22 protein-coding genes are annotated in these 18,381 nt (G+C 57.2%); 9 read left to right on the plus strand and 13 right to left on the minus strand.

What is annotated here, in order from left to right; translation table 11 throughout:
• Nucleotides 1–86: 86 nt before the first annotated feature.
• The 3 genes from BHE81_RS06790 to BHE81_RS06800 form a co-directional block, all read right to left on the minus strand.
• Nucleotides 87–2,387, minus strand: a complete 2,301-nt coding sequence (locus BHE81_RS06790) for an FdhF/YdeP family oxidoreductase (protein WP_023280134.1) — start codon at nucleotides 2,385–2,387, stop codon at nucleotides 87–89.
• A 315-nt stretch (nucleotides 2,388–2,702) separates the two neighbouring features.
• A complete protein-coding gene (locus BHE81_RS06795; protein ID WP_023282626.1) occupies nucleotides 2,703–3,620 on the minus strand; it encodes a bestrophin family protein in 918 nt (305 codons plus the stop codon).
• A 249-nt stretch (nucleotides 3,621–3,869) separates the two neighbouring features.
• A complete protein-coding gene (locus tag BHE81_RS06800) occupies nucleotides 3,870–4,793 on the minus strand; it encodes a cation diffusion facilitator family transporter (RefSeq protein WP_004151892.1) in 924 nt (307 codons plus the stop codon).
• Between the two features lie 49 nt (nucleotides 4,794–4,842).
• Between BHE81_RS06800 and BHE81_RS06805 the strand changes: the two genes are divergently transcribed.
• Together BHE81_RS06805 and BHE81_RS06810 are read left to right on the plus strand one after the other, a co-directional pair.
• Nucleotides 4,843–5,025 (plus strand): hypothetical protein, encoded by a 183-nt coding sequence (locus BHE81_RS06805; RefSeq protein ID WP_004143707.1) that lies wholly within the window; start codon nucleotides 4,843–4,845, stop codon nucleotides 5,023–5,025.
• On the plus strand, nucleotides 5,015–5,701 hold the full coding sequence (locus tag BHE81_RS06810) for an ABC transporter substrate-binding protein (RefSeq protein WP_004184165.1): 687 nt from the start codon (nucleotides 5,015–5,017) through the stop codon (nucleotides 5,699–5,701). The genes BHE81_RS06805 and BHE81_RS06810 overlap by 11 nt, the downstream gene beginning before the upstream one ends.
• A gap of 1 nt (nucleotide 5,702) precedes the next feature.
• Here the strand turns inward: BHE81_RS06810 and BHE81_RS06815 are convergent, their stop codons facing one another.
• From BHE81_RS06815 to BHE81_RS06825, 4 genes are all read right to left on the minus strand, one after another.
• Entirely contained in the window at nucleotides 5,703–6,572 is an 870-nt protein-coding gene (locus BHE81_RS06815) for an oxygenase MpaB family protein (protein ID WP_004176040.1), read from the minus strand.
• Between the two features lie 104 nt (nucleotides 6,573–6,676).
• Complete coding sequence (locus BHE81_RS06820; protein ID WP_002906030.1) at nucleotides 6,677–7,108, minus strand: OsmC family protein; 432 nt, start codon at nucleotides 7,106–7,108, stop codon at nucleotides 6,677–6,679.
• 113 nt (nucleotides 7,109–7,221) lie between these two features.
• Entirely contained in the window at nucleotides 7,222–7,368 is a 147-nt protein-coding gene (locus tag BHE81_RS28115) for a hypothetical protein (protein ID WP_002906033.1), read from the minus strand.
• A 15-nt stretch (nucleotides 7,369–7,383) separates the two neighbouring features.
• Nucleotides 7,384–7,767 (minus strand): YdeI family stress tolerance OB fold protein, encoded by a 384-nt coding sequence (locus BHE81_RS06825; RefSeq protein ID WP_110246692.1) that lies wholly within the window; start codon nucleotides 7,765–7,767, stop codon nucleotides 7,384–7,386.
• 19 nt (nucleotides 7,768–7,786) lie between these two features.
• Between BHE81_RS06825 and BHE81_RS06830 the strand changes: the two genes are divergently transcribed.
• The 4 genes from BHE81_RS06830 (at nucleotide 7,787) to BHE81_RS06845 (ending at nucleotide 11,270) form a co-directional block, all read left to right on the plus strand.
• Nucleotides 7,787–8,755: an IS5 family transposase gene (locus tag BHE81_RS06830; RefSeq protein WP_000654811.1), complete on the plus strand. Its 969-nt coding sequence runs from the start codon at nucleotides 7,787–7,789 to the stop codon at nucleotides 8,753–8,755.
• A 242-nt stretch (nucleotides 8,756–8,997) separates the two neighbouring features.
• Entirely contained in the window at nucleotides 8,998–9,501 is a 504-nt protein-coding gene (locus tag BHE81_RS06835; protein ID WP_021440191.1) for a hypothetical protein, read from the plus strand.
• A gap of 8 nt (nucleotides 9,502–9,509) precedes the next feature.
• Nucleotides 9,510–9,956 carry a DUF421 domain-containing protein gene (locus BHE81_RS06840; RefSeq protein ID WP_004148482.1) on the plus strand — a complete coding sequence of 149 codons (447 nt, stop codon included), beginning with the start codon at nucleotides 9,510–9,512 and terminating at the stop codon, nucleotides 9,954–9,956.
• A gap of 318 nt (nucleotides 9,957–10,274) precedes the next feature.
• Nucleotides 10,275–11,270: an SDR family oxidoreductase gene (locus BHE81_RS06845; protein ID WP_020802127.1), complete on the plus strand. Its 996-nt coding sequence runs from the start codon at nucleotides 10,275–10,277 to the stop codon at nucleotides 11,268–11,270.
• On the opposite strand, the gene BHE81_RS06850 is transcribed toward BHE81_RS06845, so the two are convergent.
• The 5 genes from BHE81_RS06850 to BHE81_RS06880 all read right to left on the minus strand — a co-directional run bounded on the left by BHE81_RS06850 (nucleotide 11,267) and on the right by BHE81_RS06880 (nucleotide 14,427).
• A complete protein-coding gene (locus BHE81_RS06850) occupies nucleotides 11,267–12,892 on the minus strand; it encodes an alpha-amylase family protein (protein ID WP_021440193.1) in 1,626 nt (541 codons plus the stop codon). The genes BHE81_RS06845 and BHE81_RS06850 overlap by 4 nt on opposite strands.
• A 39-nt stretch (nucleotides 12,893–12,931) precedes the next feature.
• Complete coding sequence (locus BHE81_RS06855) at nucleotides 12,932–13,114, minus strand: hypothetical protein (RefSeq protein WP_004143715.1); 183 nt, start codon at nucleotides 13,112–13,114, stop codon at nucleotides 12,932–12,934.
• Nucleotides 13,115–13,130: 16 nt separating this feature from the next.
• On the minus strand, nucleotides 13,131–13,637 hold the full coding sequence (locus tag BHE81_RS06860; RefSeq protein ID WP_023301896.1) for a ferritin-like domain-containing protein: 507 nt from the start codon (nucleotides 13,635–13,637) through the stop codon (nucleotides 13,131–13,133).
• Between the two features lie 23 nt (nucleotides 13,638–13,660).
• On the minus strand, nucleotides 13,661–13,876 hold the full coding sequence (locus tag BHE81_RS06865; protein ID WP_004143717.1) for a hypothetical protein: 216 nt from the start codon (nucleotides 13,874–13,876) through the stop codon (nucleotides 13,661–13,663).
• 365 nt (nucleotides 13,877–14,241) lie between these two features.
• A complete protein-coding gene (locus BHE81_RS06880; protein ID WP_004143718.1) occupies nucleotides 14,242–14,427 on the minus strand; it encodes a general stress protein in 186 nt (61 codons plus the stop codon).
• A gap of 655 nt (nucleotides 14,428–15,082) precedes the next feature.
• Between BHE81_RS06880 and BHE81_RS06885 the strand changes: the two genes are divergently transcribed.
• Together BHE81_RS06885 and BHE81_RS06890 are read left to right on the plus strand one after the other, a co-directional pair.
• Entirely contained in the window at nucleotides 15,083–15,997 is a 915-nt protein-coding gene (locus BHE81_RS06885) for an SDR family oxidoreductase (protein WP_004151242.1), read from the plus strand.
• 196 nt (nucleotides 15,998–16,193) lie between these two features.
• Nucleotides 16,194–16,439 carry a YmjA family protein gene (locus tag BHE81_RS06890; protein ID WP_004180069.1) on the plus strand — a complete coding sequence of 82 codons (246 nt, stop codon included), beginning with the start codon at nucleotides 16,194–16,196 and terminating at the stop codon, nucleotides 16,437–16,439.
• Between the two features lie 67 nt (nucleotides 16,440–16,506).
• On the opposite strand, the gene BHE81_RS06895 is transcribed toward BHE81_RS06890, so the two are convergent.
• Nucleotides 16,507–17,400 carry a LysR family transcriptional regulator gene (locus BHE81_RS06895; RefSeq protein WP_021440195.1) on the minus strand — a complete coding sequence of 298 codons (894 nt, stop codon included), beginning with the start codon at nucleotides 17,398–17,400 and terminating at the stop codon, nucleotides 16,507–16,509.
• Nucleotides 17,401–17,513: 113 nt separating this feature from the next.
• Here BHE81_RS06895 and BHE81_RS06900 point away from each other — a divergent pair, with 113 nt between their 5' ends.
• Entirely contained in the window at nucleotides 17,514–18,365 is an 852-nt protein-coding gene (locus BHE81_RS06900; RefSeq protein WP_021440196.1) for a Vmh family MBL fold metallo-hydrolase, read from the plus strand.
• Nucleotides 18,366–18,381 lie beyond the last annotated feature (16 nt).

The following is an 18,381-nucleotide window of genomic DNA, read 5'->3' on the forward strand; positions in this document are numbered from 1 at the left end:
GTTTCGCTAGCGATAAATTCAAGCGAGGACACCACGAGGTGCTGCGGGGCGCAGGACGGCGCGACGCCGCTCTGCGCTATACCTTTTTAGCGCCCGCCGGCCAGCGGACGGATCTCTTTCGAGCGCAGCGTCAGGCGAACGGGAACCGACTTATATGAAGGGGTGCCGCTCTCTTCATCGAGATAGTTCAGCGGCACCAGCACGTTGGCTTCCGGATAATAGGCGCCGACGGTGCCCGGCGCAATGCCGTAGGCCACCACCGTGATATCTTCCAGCGTCAGCTCGCTTCCCGGCAGCGCGGTATGGATATCCACCCGATCGCCATGCTCCAGACCCTGGGCGGCCATATCCTGCTCGTTCATAAACAGCACGTCGCGGCGGCCAAAGACGCCACGGTAGCGGTCATCCATCGCGTAGATGGTGGTGTTGTACTGGTCATGACTGCGCAGCGTCACCAGGCGCATCACGTCCTCACCCTCCACCACCACGTTCTCATGCACCCCTTTAAATACCGAGAACATGGCTTTACCGGTGGCGGTAGGCCAGATGCGCTCGGTCGGCGGCAGCGGCATGCGGAAGCCTCCAGGATGGCGAATGCGCTGGTTATAATTCTCGAACCCTGGAATGGTCTGTTCGATCAGATCGCGAATGCGATCGTAGTCTTCCACGAGGTACTGCCAGTCCACTTTGCTGGCCGGCAAGGTGGCCTTCGCCAGACCGGCGACAATCGCCGGCTCCGAGCGCAGCATCGGCGAGGCGGGCTTAAGCTTGCCCGACGAAGCATGCACCATCGACATCGAATCCTCGACGGTGATCGACTGCCGGCCGCTGGCCTGCAGGTCAAGCTCGGTGCGGCCCAGACACGGCAGAATAAAGGTCTCTTTCGCCGTCAGGAGATGTGAGCGGTTGAGCTTGGTGCCGACGTGAACGCTGAGCTCAAGGCCACGCATCGCCGGGAAGGCGCGTTCGTGGTCCGGCATCGCCACGGCGAAGTTGCCCCCAAGGCAGATCAGCGCTTTGGCATCGCCGGCGATCATGGCCTCCAAGGCCTTTACCGCATCGTGGCCATGATGCCGCGGCGGCGTAATCCCCATCACCCGCTGCAGGCTGTCGAGGAAAGCCGCGGAGGGTTTTTCGCTGATCCCGACAGTGCGGTTACCCTGGACGTTCGAGTGACCGCGCAAAGGACAGATCCCGGCCCCCGGCTTGCCGATATTGCCGCGCATCAGCAGCAGGTCGGCAATCAGACGCACGTTGGAGGTGCCTTTGTTATGCTGGGTGATGCCCATACCGTAGGTGACGATGGTGGCCCTGGATTTGGCGTAAGCCGCCGCAACCTGGGTCAGGGATTCGCGCGTCAGGCCAGACTCCTGTTCGATGTCCTGCCAGCGGGTGGCGTGGAGGTCATCGGCGAAGGCGGTGAATCCCTGGGTATGTTGGGCAATAAACGCGTGGTCGAGCACATTGCCCTGCTCCTCCTCCAGCTGCAGCAGCGCTTTGGCGATCCCTTTCAGCGCCGCCGCGTCGCCGCCGGCCCGTACCTGGTAGTAGGTCGAGGCGATCGGCGTCGAGCGCCGGGTCGCCATCTCCATCACGTTCTGCGGATCGGCAAAACGCTCCAGCGCCCGTTCACGCAGCGGATTGAAAACGATAATCGGCACGCCGCGGCGGGATAGCTCATGCAGGGTGCCCATCATCCGCGGGTGGTTGGTGCCCGGATTATGGCCGATGGAGATCACCAGCTCGGTCTGGTCAAAATCGTCGAGGGAGACGGTGCCTTTACCAATGCCGATCGACTGTGGCAGGCCCACGCTGGTGGATTCATGACACATGTTGGAGCAATCGGGGAAGTTGTTAGTGCCATACTCGCGGGCAAACAGCTGGAACAGCCACGCCGCTTCGTTGGAGGCTCGGCCAGAGGTGTAGAATTCAACCTCATCCGGCTGTAGGCCGCGGAGGATCTCGCCGATACGGGCGAAGGCTTGCTCCCACGCCACCGGGCGCAGGGTATCGCTGTCCCGGTCGTAAACCAAAGGATGGGTTAAGCGGCCGTAGCCCTCCAGTTCAAAATCGCTTTTTGCCAGCAGGGAAGAAACGGTATTTGCCGCGAGGAATGCGGGCGTCACCCGTTTGGTGGTCGCCTCCCAGGTCACGGCTTTGGCGCCGTTTTCGCAAAACTGGAAGGTCGATTTATGTTCTTTATCCGGCCAGGCGCAGCCCGGGCAGTCAAAACCGTCCGGCTGGTTGGTACGCAGCAGCGTGGCGGGCGCCTCAAAGGCATCCATCTGGGTGCGCACGGCGATGGCCGTGGCCTTCAACGCGCCCCACCCGCCTGCCGGACCGTCATAGGGGTGAACACCGGGAACCGCGCGTCTTTTATTGGTCATCTCTTTACTCCTGCTGCTCTGTTCTGGCTGTCTCTAGCCGAAAAAGGCGTACGACAACCCCGGCGACGAAGCGTGAATCGCATGGCGTCACCTGAAAAGAATGCTGTTTCTCAAGGATAGTACGATGGGAAAGCGTAGGTACTGCGTTTGTTAACTGAATAATAACATACACCACAATTCTGTATAATTGATGTTATCTATCAGGTGTTAAATTTAACTTATTTGCAAATTTTGCGGTTTTCACCGCGGTGCTGTGACGGATAAATTGCTACGGAAAGTGATGACCGGGCAGCGAAACCGCCCGGTGGGCCAGGCTCAGGTCAGATTGAAGTAACGGTCCGGACGCAGCGTCTCCGGCAGCGGATGCTGACCGGTCATGTCGAGCAGATTGCGCTCGATGGTATTGCACATCGCGTTCAACGGCAGGTCATTGGCTGCGGTGCCGAACGGATCTTCCAGCTCTTCCGCCAGCGAATCCCACGATAAAAAGGTGTAAGAAATAAAGACCGAGACAAACGGCGTCATGTAGTGCAGATCGCCGACCAGGGCGAACGGCAGCAGCGTACAGAACAGGTAGACGGTACGCTGCAGGATCAAGGTATAGGCGAAAGGCACCGGGGTGGTGGCCAGCCTTTCACAACCGCCCAGCACGTGCGCCAGCTCGTCGAGTTTGTTGTCCATCAGCCCGTAAGTGATGTCGCTGAGCTTGCCCGCCTTCCGCAGCTGGCCAATTTCGTTGCCGGCCAGCAGCAGGATCCGGTTGGTGGGCATTGAGCTGGCGAGGATCTCCGTCACCCTCTCCTCCGGCAGCAACCGCCGCAGATCAGCCGTCGGTTCGGTTTTGCGCAGCTGGTGCTTCAGGCTCCAGCTAAAGGCCACCAGATAGCTGACGATGCGGCGATGGGCATCGTGTTCCGCCGGCAGGATATTGCGCAGCTGACGCACCAGCGTGCGTTCGGCGATAAGCACCGTCCCCCACAGATTTCGCGCCTCGACGAAGCGGCTGTAGCTGGCGCTGTTGCGAAAGCCGAGGAAAATCGCAATCGCAATCCCCAGCAGGCTGAACGGCGCCACGGTTAAGTGGATCCCCAGCTGTTCGTACCATTGATAGCTGATAATGGCGATGATCGACATCAGCACATTTAGCAGCAGGCGAAAGATGATTTTCGACAGCACGGAGCCGTGCCAGTCAAATAGGCGAAGAAACCAGTGTTGTTCTGGCCGAATGATCATTGTCTGACTTCCTGAATTACCGCTCTGGTCATTATCTCTGAATACAGAATAGAGATTATCTATGAGCCGATTGGTTTATTTTATCGTTAACTGCGATGGGCAGATCTGCGCCATTATTTAGCGATGGTAATGGCGTTTTTAGTATGGGCCTTTTTTATATTTCAGGCAATCAATGCGCCAGCAATAATGGCTCAGAAGAAAAAATAACCGCTGAGCCAATTCATTTTTCCGCTTATGCTACCGGGTGTATCAGACCGCTTTCGTCAACCCCTGCGCTTCGCAGGGATCGAGATGCACCATCACATTAAGCACCGGATGCTGCGCCAGCACCCGCTCCCGCGCGTGACGGGCAATCTGATGCCCTTCGGCTACCGACATCTCGCCAGCCACCTCGAGATGGACATCCACCAGCACCAGATCCCCCGCCTTACGGGTTTTCAGATCGTGGAGGCCCGCCACGCCCGGCGTGGTTCGCAGCGTATCGGCGATCGCCTGCTGCATCTCTTCATCAACCGCACGGTCCATTAAATCATGCAGCGCGCTGACGGCGAAACGATAGCCCATGCGCGCAATCAGCAGCCCCACCGCCAGCGCGGCGAGCGGGTCGAACCAGGCGAACCCGGCCAGATTACCGATAATCCCCAGGGCCACCACCAGGGAGGATGCGGCGTCAGAGCGGGCATGCCAGGCATTGGCGATAAGCAGCGACGAATTCAGCCGCCTGGCGGCCGCCAGCATATAGCGAAACAGCCCCTCCTTGACGGCCAGCGCCACCAGCGCCATCCACAGCGCCGCGCTGTGCACCGGCGGAATAGTTTGCGGTTGCGCGAGATGGCCCGCCGCGGACCATAGCATGCCACCCCCGACGAGCAGCAGCATCGCGCCGATGATTAGGGAGGCGCCGTTCTCATAGCGCCAGTGGCCATAGTGGTGATCGTGGTCAGACGGTCGACGGCTCTTTTTATTCGCCATCAATACCACGCCATCGGCGACCAGATCGGAAAAAGAGTGCATTCCGTCGGCAATTAATCCCTGAGAGCCGGAAAATATTCCCACGACTACCTGTAAGGCAGAAAGGAAAATATTAACCACCACGCTAACAAGGGTACTCTTTCGCGCCTGCACCGAACGCTCATGATATTTATTATCATTTTCAAAATTATGTTGTGTCATTATTTCTCTCCCTTTGTGAGCGGGAAGAATAAACTGACAAACTGAGTTTATGCTTAACAATATAAAAGCCATTGCCTTGCCGTTTAACGATATCGCGGCGGTCGGTAATGACTATTTACTGTATGTGCCGTTGGAACGCTGCAACCTTGCGCCTATGAACTATCTTTTGAAGGGTGGCCACAGGTCGGGCCACTTTAGCTTAGCCACCACAGGAGTCAGCGATGTCACATAACAAACCATCCCGGCTGCGTTTCGCCATTAATCTGGGCAATGCGGTCCTGGCCCATCTCGGGGAGACAGGAAAGCCCGCGGGCATCACCGTCGAGCTCAGCCATCGGCTGGCGACGCGCTGGGGCGTCAGCGCCGAATTCGTTCCCTATCCTGCCGCGGGTAAAGTGGTGGCTGACGCCGGTGGCGAGCACTGGGATATTGCCTTTCTGGCCATCGATCCGGCGCGGGAAGCCACCCTGCGCTTTACCTCGCCCTATATCACCATCCAGGGCACCGCGCTGGTCAGCGTTGATTCGCCCTGCCAGAGCGTGGCCGACATGGATCGCCCGGCAACCACCATTAACGTCGGACAAAACGCCGCATACGATCTATGGCTAACCCGCCATCTGCAGCACGCCAGCCTGCATCGCCTTCCCTCTTCGCAGGAAGCAATCGACGCCTTCCTCGCCGGTGAAGGGGATATGGTCGCCGGCATCCGCCAGCCGCTGGAGGCGACAGCCCGTCAGCACGCCGGGGTGCGGGTACTGGCGGATAATTTTACCGAGATCCAGCAGGCCATCTGCGTCGCCCGGGCGGACGTGGACCGTTTTCACGCGGTAAACGACGCGCTTAGCGAGTGGCGGGCGGATGGCAGTCTGCAGGCGCTGATTGCCGGTCACCTGGGCCAAGCGAACTGAATCACGCCTCCGTCATCCGGCGCATGGCGCAATGCCAGGCGCCGTTGCGTACCGAGGCGCGCAGTACGCGGGCCACGCCATGCACCATCAGGCGCGTCGTGCGCCGCTGCAGCGGCGTGAGCGACAATCCCAGCATCTCCTGCGCCCATTCCGGCAGGAGGTCAATTCCTGCGTTCATCATCACCCGGCCGACCGGCTGGCTCATCCGCCCCGGCAGACGGGTGGAGAGCAGCACCTCGGCTACCTCCCGGGTACGTTCGTCGCAGCGCAGTCGCGGGCGCATCGCCTCGAGATAGTCCGCCACCTCCTGCGGTGTCTGAGGGATATCCCGAGCCCCCAGCCGCCGGGCGATTTCCGCCGACTCACGAAAATAGTCCTCCTGGCGCTCGGGACTGACCACCGTCCGCTTGTAGCGCAGGTGGGAGGCCATAAAGCAACTGCACTCGGCGACGTGCACCCAGGTTAACAGCGCCGGGTCGCTCGCCTGATACGGGGTTCCGTCCTTATCCACCCCGGCGATCCGCTGATGGATCCCCTGTACTTTGGCGATTAGCCGTTCGGCGTCGGGGGTAGTGGCAAAAGTGGTGGCAGAAATAAACTGGCTAGTGCGGCGCAGGCGGCCCAAAATATCCTCGCGAAAACGAGAGTGATCCCAGACGCCGGCCAGCGCCAGAGGATGCAGCATCTGCAGCAACAGCGCGCTAATGCCGCCGCAGAGCATCGAGGTAAAATCGCCGTGCACCTGCCAGATGGCCGACTGGGGACCAAACAGCCCCGGCTCTCCTTTGGGTCGTTCAAAGTCGATCTCTTTTAGCGCCATGCCGGTCAGGCCGAGCACCTGCGCCTCGATCATCCGGCGAATGCCGATCATGATGGTATCCCTTACGTGCAACTAAAGGACAAAAGATACCACTGTTGGACAGTATTGGGAGAGATATTGCGGAAAGAGTGCCCGCAGCACGCGGGCACGACGGCTTACGGATTCAGCTGGTAATCGAGGGTAATGTTGGCCTTCAGCACCTGCGATACCGGGCAGCCTGCTTTCGCTTTCTGGATGATCTCATCGAACGCCGCCGGAGACACGTCCGGCAGGACGATCTGGCTTTGCAGCGCGATATCGGTAATCGCAAAGCCGCCGTCGGTTTTATTGAGGGTGACCACTGCGGTAGTGTCAATGGACGTTGCGGTATATCCCTCTTCGCTGAGCATCAGCGACAGGGCCATCGAAAAGCAGGCGGCATGTGCAGCGCCGATCAGCTCCTCAGGGTTGGTGCCCTTCACCCCCTCAAAACGGGTGTTAAATCCGTAGGGCTGCTGGCTCAGCGCCCCGCTTTCTGTCGACACGGTGCCTTTGCCATGCTTCAGGTCGCCTTCCCAGTGCGCTAGCCCTTTCTTATGAATCGCCATTTGATTCCTCCTGTAGTGATGTCGAACAAAAAGTATAGTGCGTGATGCCGAAGCTGCGTCTTTTCGCAGCCTCTGGCCCCCACGTTCCCCTGGTTTTCGTGTCGTTGGTGACGCTATCGGCCATCCTGCGGATGCCAGGGATCGGATTTGTCATCCTTGCTGTCGTCCCGTTTACGCGGAACTTCGCCCTGCTCCCCGGGCGCCTCACGGGCAGGTTGCTTACCGCGCTCTTCGTCTTGCGAGTGAGAAAAGGTGCTCATATCGACGTGCTCCGCTTACTTAGGCGACTGCTTGAGCAGACGATCGATTCGCACGACCGGCGGCGTCATTTTGCGATCCAGACTGCCGTTGATATTGACCAGATCGTCTGGCTCTACGTGTTGTTCGTTAAACGCGGCGACCGGGATAATAACGGTGATGGTGCCGCTTTTATCACGAAACTGATAACGGTCATCTCCCTGCCGCTTGAGCAGATTGCCGCGCAGCGAAACGGTCGCGCCATCGTGCATGGTTTTCGCCTGCTCAACGGTCATGATCCGGCCATCCTCGACGCCGCGATAGCCGTCATCGAGTTTGTGCGGCGGCGGCGGCGCTGCATCCTGGCTAAACCCTCCCTTATCGTCCGCCTGCGCGACACCTACGGCAAGGCTTTGTTGAATAAATCGAACTTTTGCTGAGTTGAAGGATCAGATCACGCATCCTCCCGACAACACAGACCATTCCGTGGCAAAGCAAAAGTTCAGAATCACCAACTGGTCCACCTACAACAAAGCTCTCATCAACCGTGGCTCCCTCACTTTCTGGCTGGATGATGAGGCCATTCAGGCCTGGTATGAGTCGGCAACGCCTTCATCACGAGGAAGGCCCCAGCGCTATTCTGATCTCGCCATCACCACCGTTCTGGTGATTAAACGCGTATTCCGGCTGACCCTGCGGGCTGCGCAGGGTTTTATTGATTCCATTTTTGCCCTGATGAACGTTCCGTTGCGCTGCCCGGATTACACCAGTGTCAGTAAGCGGGCAAAGTCGGTTAATGTCAGTTTCAAAACGTCCACCCGGGGTGAAATCGCACACCTGGTGATTGATTCCACCGGGCTGAAGGTCTTTGGTGAAGGCGAATGGAAAGTCAGAAAGCACGGCAAAGAGCGCCGTCGTATCTGGCGAAAGTTGCATCTTGCTGTTGACAGCAACACACATGAAGTTGTCTGTGCAGACCTGTCGCTGAATAACGTCACGGACTCAGAAGCCTTCCCGGGCCTTATCCGGCAGACTCACAGAAAAATCAGGGCAGCCGCGGCAGACGGGGCTTACGATACCCGGCTCTGTCACGATGAACTGCGCCGCAAAAAAATCAGCGCGCTTATTCCTCCCCGAAAAGGAGCAGGTTACTGGCCCGGTGAGTACGCAGACCGCAACCGTGCCGTTGCTAATCAGCGGCTGAGCGGAAGCAATGCACGGTGGAAATGGACAACGGAATATAACCGTCGCTCGATAGCGGAAACGGCAATGTACAGAATGAAGCAGTTGTTGGGAGATTCACTGACGCTGCGTGACTACGATGGTCAGGTAGCGGAAGCTATGGCCATGGTGCGTGCGTTGAACAGGATGACAAAGGCCGGGATGCCAGAAAGCGTGCGTATTGCCTGAAAATCCAGCCAGCTACAGGGTCGTTCGCACGAAATCTTATTTATTCAACAAAGCCCTACGGCAAACAGACATGCCATGGCCAATGCTAGTTTTTTCATCATGCCTCCGTTTTTTGCTGACGATGAGAATAAAGCCTGGCTGAGGCTGGCCATTTTTACAAAGTCAATTGTTCTGATATCGTCTAATATAAGAATGTCCTTATCGTTACGCTCCTGGCGAAACGAAACGCGGGGAAAATATTAATGATTAAGAATCAACAGCCTTGTCCTATCGTCGATGAGAATGAACGCTCCTTACGCTTTGAATATCGCTTCCGCCGCTATGGGATAATTGTTTTGAGTCTCATCATTCTTACCGCGTTAAGCGGCCTGTGGTCCTCCGGTTATCTCAGTGAAGCACACCGGGAAACCAGTGGAGGCGAATTAAGCGTCGATTATCAGCGCTATGCCAGGCTGATGAGTGAAACCGAGTTTAATATTCAGATTAAACCGGATACGGCCAGCGACACCATTATCAGCTTCGCCGCCCCGTTATTAATCCGCTACCAGATCGGTGATATCCGTCCGCAGCCGGATAAAATGTATAGCGCCGACGGGAAATTACATCTCGTCTATCAGCGGTCGAACCCCCCTTCACCGATATCTGTGTGGTTAGCCGTTACCCCAAAAACGGCCGGTAATATCTCTCTGCAGGCGGTAGTTAACGATCGCTATTCTGTAACCTGGCAGCAGTTTGTCTATCCGTAGGAGTCGCTATGGAAATGGTCCTTAGAGCCGCAGCAATCTATCTGATCCTGTTGATTATTTTTAAGATTGCCGGCAGAAGAACCCTGATGCAATTAACCAACTTTGACCTGATACTGTTGCTGATTATCAGCGAAGCCACCCAGCAGGCGATGCTCAGCACAGACTATTCGGTTACCGGGTCGATGCTGACTATCGTCACCCTGGTTAGTATTGATATTTTGTTCGGCTATATTAAGAAAAAATTTGCTCAGGCAGAAAATTTTCTCGATGGTACGCCGGTTATCGTGGTGGAAAATGGTGCTGTCATCGACGAGAAGATTAAGCTCGTCAATATCTCTGTCGATGATATCCTGCTGGCGGCCAGGCAGCACCATGGCATTTATGAATTGAAAGCGATCAAATTCGCTATTCTCGAGCGTAACGGCCAGATATCCATTATTCCTGAGCAGGAATAGTATCGGCTTCGCTATTTATCACGCTCCGGTTGTTTATCACCTGATTCCGGAGCGCGAGTGGCGTCATCCTCTTCTTTTTCACCGTTAACAACGTTCAACATTAACATTTTTCCTCCTCGCTGGTTGTCAGGGATCCTACAAATTATAGAACGCCTTCGCCGAAGTATGTAGGATCTGCCGAAACTAACCAGGAGATGCCGCCTGATTCACATTGCGCTTATTCCAGGATATTTCCCACCTCGTCATTGCCATTGGTGAGAAATAATTAACCGATCCGTACAGTCAATATTGTGAAAGCCAAAACATAATGAGGTCACTATGTCTGTGATGGTTATTACCGGTGGAACCGCGGGAGCGGGCAAAGCTACCGCGCTGCGTTTCGCCCGCGCTGGATATCACGTGGCGCTGATCGCCCGAGACGAATCGGGTTTGCAGGAGACGCGACAGGCCTGTGAACGGTTTGGCATTAAAACGCTGGCTATTAGCGCCGATGTCGTCGATGCCGGGGCGCTGCAGCGCGCCGCCGCCGAGGTGGAAACCACCCTCGGGGCAATCGACGTCTGGATCAACAACGCCATGACCACCGTGCTGGCGCCCTTTCGTCAGATGAGCGAGGAGGAGTTTCGCCGGGTGACGGAGGTGACCTATCTCGGGTACGTGAACGGCACCCGCGCGGCGCTGGAGGTCATGATCCCCCGGGATCGGGGGGTGATTATTCAGGCCGGCTCGGCGCTGGCCTGGCGTTCAATCCCACTGCAGTCGGCTTACTGCGGAGCGAAAGCGGCGATCCGCGGCTTTACCGATGCCGTGCGAACCGAACTGATGCATGAGAAAAGCCACATCCAGTTGACCATGGTGCAACTGCCGGGGATGAACACCGCCCAGTTTGGCTGGGCGCGAAACAAAATGGATCAGGCCATGCAGCCGGTGCCCCCGGTCTATCAGCCGGAAGTCGCCGCCGAGGCTATTTACAGCGTCATCCAGCGCCCGGTCAACGAGCTGTGGGTCGGAAAAAGCACCATCCAGTCGATCCTCGGCCAGGTCTTCTTCCCTCGCCTGCTCGATCGGCTGATGGTGAAAAAAGCGTGGGAGGGACAGTTTACCGGTCAGCCAAAGTCGTCAGACCAACAGGACGACCTGTTCACGCCGGTGCGCGGCAATCATCCGGGCCACGGCCCCTTTAACGATGGCGCACGGCGTAAAGCAGTCACCATCAGCGCCGATCTCCCGGGTAAAGTCGCCGCCGGCGTCGGGGTAGCGGTGGCGACGATGGCGCTGCGGGCGTTGTTCCGTCGTTCCGGAAAACGGCGCTAACTCAGGCTGCGGCTGAACCAACGGTAACCATACTCGGAGAGTGCCAGCCGCGCATCTTTCCCGCCGTGCAGCCCATCCTGATAGAGCTTATCTTCCAGAATTGGGCTCCAGTAGCCCTCGGCCAGCGGCGGGAGCAGGACCTCTACCGCCTGCTGGCTGCAGTTGGCCAGCATCAATACCTCCCGCGATTCGCTGCGATAGAGTAAGCCCAGCACCGCGTCGGGCTTTAGGGTAAGGAGAGTAAAAGGGAGGGATCCCGGTTCAGTATATTCCGTGCGCGCCAATACCATATTGCGTACCCGATGCAGCAGCGACCTGGGATGGCGCAGCGCCGTTTCTACATTGATCCGTTGGTAGCGGAACCGCCCGCTGGCCACCGGTTTTACCGGCAAATCATCCCGCGCCGCCCGGGAAAAGCCGGCGTTGGCCGCGGCTGACCACTGCATCGGCGTTCTGACCGCGTAGCGCTCCGGTAAGGAGAGATCGTCACCCATGCCAATCTCGTCGCCATAGCGCATCACCGGCACGCCGGGGAGCGCCAGCAGGATAGCATGGGCTAAGGCTATGCGTCGGGTATCGCCGTCCAGCATCGGCGCCAGTCTTCGGCGTACGCCGCGCTGGTAAACGGACATCGATTTATCAGGGGCAAAGGTGCGGATAACCTGGCGCTTGTTGCGCTCGCCAATCCCCTCAAGATCCAGTTCATCATGGTTGCGCAGCCAGTTGACGAAGCAGCACCCGTCCGGCGGGGTCACCATCGCCTGCAGGGCCTTCAACACCGGCGCGGCGCGCTGCTGCGCCAGGCTGAGGTAGAGGTATTTGTTAAGCCAGAAATTAAGCACCATCTGCAGCCGATCGCCCTGGCCGAAATAATGACGGTAATCTTCTACCGCGACGTCCACTTCACCCAGGAGTATCGCATCGGGATTGAGGCGCTGTACAACCTGCCGGAGATGGGTCAGCAGCGGGTAGCCGCGCGTCTCGTCGCCCTTTCCGGCCTGCTTGACCAGATGTGACGCGGCATCGAGACGAAAGCCAGACACCCCAGCCTGCAGCCAGAAGGTGATAATGTTTTCGATTTCAGCGATCACCGGCGGATGGGCGAGATTCAGGTCGGGCTCGTGGTGATAAAACATGTGGCGATAATATTGCCCAGCCTGTTCGTCCCAGCGCCAGACGCTCTCCTCAACGCCGGGAAACATGGGAGGATCGTCGTTTTCCGGCGGCCGATCGGCCCACAGATAATACGGCCGCCACGGCGACCGGGGATCGCGTCGCGCCGCCTGGAACCACGGGTGCTGCGCGGAGGTGTGCTGGATCACCAGCTCAACGATCACCCGCAGTCCCAGCTCGCGGGCGCGGGCAATCAGCTCAATCACGTCAGCGATAGTGCCGAACCGCGGATCGGGCTGCAGATGATCGCTGATATCATAGCCATCATCCTGCAGAGGAGTGAGATAGAACGGAGTTAGCCAGAGCACCGTCGCTCCCAGGCTGCGAATGTAGTGTAGCTTTTGGCGAATGCCCGCGAGATCGCCAAAACCATCGCCATTGGCATCATAAAAGAGCGAACTGTCAACCTGATAGATGACCGCTCTGTGAAACCACTCCTCCCGTTGCATCACTCTCACCTCGCGTTCTGCCCGTCCCTGTCAGCCGCCTCAGCGCGATCCGGACCCCGCCCTGGCCTTCGCGCGCGGTTTGCCGACAGGCGATACGGGATTGCGTTCCGCTGGTAGCATCCTGTTCGCTACCGCGTCCACCAGCGCCTGCTGCCTGGCGGTTAATACCAGCGGAACCTGTTCCTCGGCGGCGAGGAGCGCGATGGTTTGCCGTTTGACCATAGCGTTCTCCGGCGGCTTAATGCCCGGCCTCAACGCCAGGCATATCGGTATCCATAAGATATTGCCCGGTCAGCACTGGCAGATAATGGAGCAGCCAATCAGCCATTCCTCTCTCTTCAGCCAGGATACCCTCCAGTGTATGCATCGCGCTGTGGTCGCCTACTCTTTTCGCCGCCGTTAATAAAGCGGTATAGCAGGCGACCTCAAAATGGGCAAAAACGTAGGCAGTGATAATCACTTTAATAACCTCATCACCGGGCAGCATGATGCCAATGGTCTGTCCTAACGCCGCCACCCGGCTCATCGCATCCTTCAGCGCAGAGCGGGAAATATGGTTGCGGGCGATGATATCCTGCAGGGCGGACAATTGCCGTCGGGTTTCATAGAGATGTTGTTCAAGGCGGGTGCGTAACTGCGGTTCATTATCGAGGCGTCTGATGGTGGCCACCAGCAGCGACTCAGCCTGTTTTTCCATGGCATGCGCATCGCGAAGCCAGTTGTGATAATTTTCAATATCCGTCATATACACCTCTGATCATTAACCTTTTATTTTGACGTGGAATCTTCACTCTCTTCCGCCGCCTGGTCAGCTCGCGCTGCGCTATATCCGGATAAATGGCCAACAATATTGGCATAAATACTGATGAGAATGACCCACAGTACGCTGTCTTTCCACCAGATCAACGAGGGTATCGCCAGACCCACCCACATAACGGCGGCGACAAGATGACAGCGCTTAATAAACACTGGCGTCAACTTCATTTTATTACCTTAGGACCGAACAATATTGAGCGACCATTTTATCGACGCTCTGACCGCAGCGTCAGGCGCTAAACCTTACGCTGAAAATGTCTTTCTTTTGCCTAAGCATAAAAAAGAAAACAGCGTTGCGTATTGTCCCGTTCCGTTATTTTCTGTCTTTACCGTCCGGCTAATTTATTGCCGCTGCGGCCTTCTTTTATTGCTAGTGATGCGGCGATTTCCTCCTCACCTTTTAGTTCCCCCGCATCGCGGATAATGAATGTCGTTATAGAGAAATAAACCCTGAATATGCAGAAACCTGCGGACCATCTGGCCCACAGGTTTTGTCTCAACGCCGATTTGTCGGCGTCACAGCTCATCAGTCGCTAGCTGTCACCGGATTTACGGCCGCCGCCATGACTGTTCTTACCACCCTTCTTACCGGCTTCGGATGCACGCTCAGGATCATTTTTAAAGTTCCCGCCGCTGTGCTGTCCGCCTTTACGCCCGGCTTCGGATGCTTTCTCACGATCTTCTGCAAAATTACCTGAACCGCCTCTATGCTCTGCCATAATTTTCACCTTTGGTTTGATCAATATCGGTTGGTAAATGGAAAATGACCCTGTTACAAATCATCGCCCTCGATATCTAACACTAGAGGAATGCCTGCAGGAGTCAAATTAATTTCAGATACCCATCCGCGCACTGACAAAATAAAGCTTTACTAACGAAGCGGTAAGATAAAATATACCTCACACAACTCCTTTATTTGACGTAGGTTATGTTCACCGGCGGGTAAAACAGAATCGTCCAACGGCCGTTTGTAAAAAAATGCAAACGATTTAATGAATAAATATTTCTTTATCCCGCTGAATACAACCCCAGGAATATTACCCCTAAAGAGGTATCAACTTATAGGCCATGGTTTGCGAATGAACATCTTCATCGTTTATTCAGGGAGCACCTTCATCCTAACTCGAGAAAAAGATCATGCGCGTTACGAAAATAGCCCTCGGTCCTTGATTAAGGATGGAATAATCCTAATTTAACGTCAGCAATAATAACGCAACGCTATCCCCCGAAATACGCCAAGGATCAGTCGGTTAAGGCATACCGTTACGCCTACGGTTGGCCATTGACTGCGATGTTGCGAGTCATTCAGTGGCTGTCGCCAGGAGAAGCTGACCTATTCTTAGAGCTGGCCCGTTCTGTCTGAAGGAGATGACTATGCAAGATGAAAAACCGCCAATGAAGAAGTTACCCACCTCCATGTTGCCAGAAGAGACGGCTCCACGTCCGGAGTTCCCGGAGCAAGAACAAACCCCGCCGGGTCTGGATGCGGAAATGGAGCCATCCCCGGACCACGGTGAAACCAGCTACACCGGCTCCGGGCGACTGGCTGGTAAGAAAGCGTTAATTACCGGCGGCGACTCCGGTATTGGCCGTGCGGTGGCGATCGCCTTTGCCCGCGAAGGCGCCGACGTCGCGATAAACTATCTGCCCGAAGAGCAAAAGGATGCGGATGAAGTTATCGCCCTGATCAAAGCCGAAGGGCGCACCGCGGTCGCCCTCCCGGGTGATATTCGCTCAGAATCCTTCTGCCAGTCGCTGGTGGCCGACGCGGTGGAACAGCTGGGAGGTCTGAGCATCCTGGTTAATAACGCCGGACGTCAGCAATACTGCGAAACCCTTGAGGAACTCACCACCGAAGATTTCGACGCCACCTTCAAAACCAACGTCTACGCGCCGTTCTGGATCACCCGCGCCGCACTGCCTCACCTCCAGGCCGGAAGCGCGATTATCAATACCACCTCGGTGCAGGCGTATAAACCCAGCCCGATCCTGCTCGATTATGCGCAGACCAAAGCCTGTCTCGCGATCTTCACTAAATCGCTGGCTAAACAGGTGGCGAAACGAGGCATTCGCGTGAACGCCGTAGCGCCTGGCCCTTACTGGACGGTGCTGCAATCCAGCGGCGGCCAGCCGGACGAGAAGGTGAAACAGTTTGGCAAAGACACGCCGATGGGGCGCCCGGGGCAACCGGTAGAGATCGCCCCGCTGTATGTCACCCTGGCATCCGATGCCTGCTCATATACCTCCGGACAGGTGTGGTGTTCTGACGGCGGGGATGGTGTGGTCTAAGCCTCCCGGCATACCGACGCGCGCCAGCGCGCGCCGGTATTTTCCCGGCCAACCCTTGCGGCTATATACTGGCCCCTCGCCTCCCGGTTGCGGCAATTTTTTCTTTCCTCCACTCCGCTACTCTGGCCGCATGCTATGATGTCCGCCCGCCGCTGTGCGCTAACCCTGGCCCCGACGCCACCCCTGAGGACGACAGATGAGTAATGACATCCCCCTGAAATTTTATGACATCGTGGACGAATACGAGACCGAAGCGGCTGCGCCGGTAAAGGATGAAGAACGCGATGCGCTGGCGCGCTATTTCCAACTGCTGATTGCGCGGTTAACTAATAACGAAGAGATTGACGAAGAGGCGCAGCGAGAAATGGCCCGCGAGGCGGCCATTAACGAAAACCGCATTGACGATATCGCTAATTTTCTTAATCAGTGGGGCAACGAATAAAGCTCAACGTCAGCCTACCGGCGGAATTGCCTTCCGCCGGTGCTGCCTGGGCACGAAGCGCCTAGACTCAGCCGTGGCCAGTCTCCTCTCCCAGACGCCTCTGCAGCGCATCAAGAAATAGCGGTAATCCGTCAGGTTGGTAGTCGCGGGAAAGATAGATGCCGTAAACGCTCAACGCCTTTGGCGTCCACTCCGGAAGCACCACCTCCAGCGTGCCGCTGTCAATCGCGCCCCGGGCCTCCAGTTCGGGAAGCATCGCAATGCCGCACCCGGCAACCGCCGCCTCCAGCAGCAATGAAGATATCCCTGCGCTCAGATTACCGTTCACCGCCACCGACGCTTCGCGCCCCTGCGCATCGCTGAACTGCCAGTGCTGGCTGGCGAAATGGCTGTATAGCAGGCAGTTATGTCGTTGCAGATCGTCGGGCGTCGTCAACGGGCCATGCTGGCGCATCCAGCCCGGCGCGGCGCAGAGCAGCGAACGGCACACTCCGAGGCGACGAGCGATGGCCCCCGCTTCCGGGTTGTCGGTAATGCGAATGGCCACGTCGATACGCTCGCCGATCAGGCTGACCGGATGGTTATTGATATCCAGCTCCAGGCGCAGCAGTGGATAGCGGGCGAGAAAGTCCGGTAGCAGCGGGGAGATTAGCTGCATGGCGGTAAAGTGCGCGCAGGCGACGCGCAATGTGCCGCTGGGATCGGCCCGCTGACGCTCGCCGGCGATTTCATCGGCGATCCGCGTCAAACCGCGGGTCTTGAGCAATACCTTCTCCCCGGCCGGGGTCAGCGTCAGCCGCCGGGTTGAGCGATGGATCAGCCGGGCGCCGGCCCAGCTCTCCATCTGCTCCAGATAGCGACTGACCATCGGGCGCGACATACCCAGCGCCCGCGCCGCGGCGCTAAGACTTCCCAGCTCGCAGATGCGCAGATACACCTGCGCAGCAATCACCCTGTCCATCACTCCCCCTGATCTGCACGTTTTATGAAACTCAGCATCTCTTGTTTCAGGAATTTTATCAAATAGCGAAATCCGTACAATGGAACGCATTCACCTGTTACTGAGAATAAATCATGAAATTATCTGCCCTTGCTGTTGCTACCGCCCTGTTCAGCGGCGCGGTCTTCGCGGCGCCTCTGACGCTGCAAACTTACAACCCGCAGGAAAAAGGACTTTTTGCCGTCAACTCGACCCTCGTTTCCGGTCCGCATGAAGCGGTACTTTTCGACGCGCAGTTCAGCGTCAAAGATGGGGAAAAGCTGGTGGAGATGATCAGGAAAAACGGCAAACCGCTATCGCGGATTGTGATCACCTCTGGCGATCCGGATTTCTATTTTGGTCTTGAGCCGCTGGTAAAAGCCTTCCCGCAGGCGGAGGTGGTCGCCACGCCGGAGGTCGTCAAACATATTGAAGCCACCAAAGCGGCCAAACTGGCGTACTGGGGCCCGCAAATGAAAGACGGCGCGCCGACGCAGGTGTATGTCCCGCAGGCGCTGGAGGCCAACAGCTTTACCATCGATGGCGAGAAAGTGACCATCATGCAGCCGCATGACTACGCGGCGTTCGTCTGGATCCGGGCGAACAAAACGATCCTCGGCGGCACCGGCGTGGCGTGGGGTATGCATCTCTGGACCGCCGACACCCAGACGCCGGCCAGTCGTCAGCAATGGCGTAATACGCTGGACCAGATGATCGCCCTGCACCCGCAGCGGGTGATCCCGGGCCATTATCTCGGCACCCCGCCGGAGGGAGACAGCGCGGTGCGCTTTACAAAAACTTATCTCCAGCAGTTCGAGCAGGCGCTGAAGACGCATTCGGATTCGGCCGGGGTGATCAAGGCGATGGAGGCACAGTGGCCGGGCCTGGCGGAGACCAGCTCGCTGGAGTTAAGCGCCAAAGTTAATACCGGTGAGATGAAGTGGTGACCCCTGCGGCGCGCAA

Origin of the sequence: Klebsiella sp. AqSCr, assembly GCF_008452795.1 — a bacterium.
Lineage (GTDB): Bacteria > Pseudomonadota > Gammaproteobacteria > Enterobacterales > Enterobacteriaceae > Klebsiella > Klebsiella pneumoniae.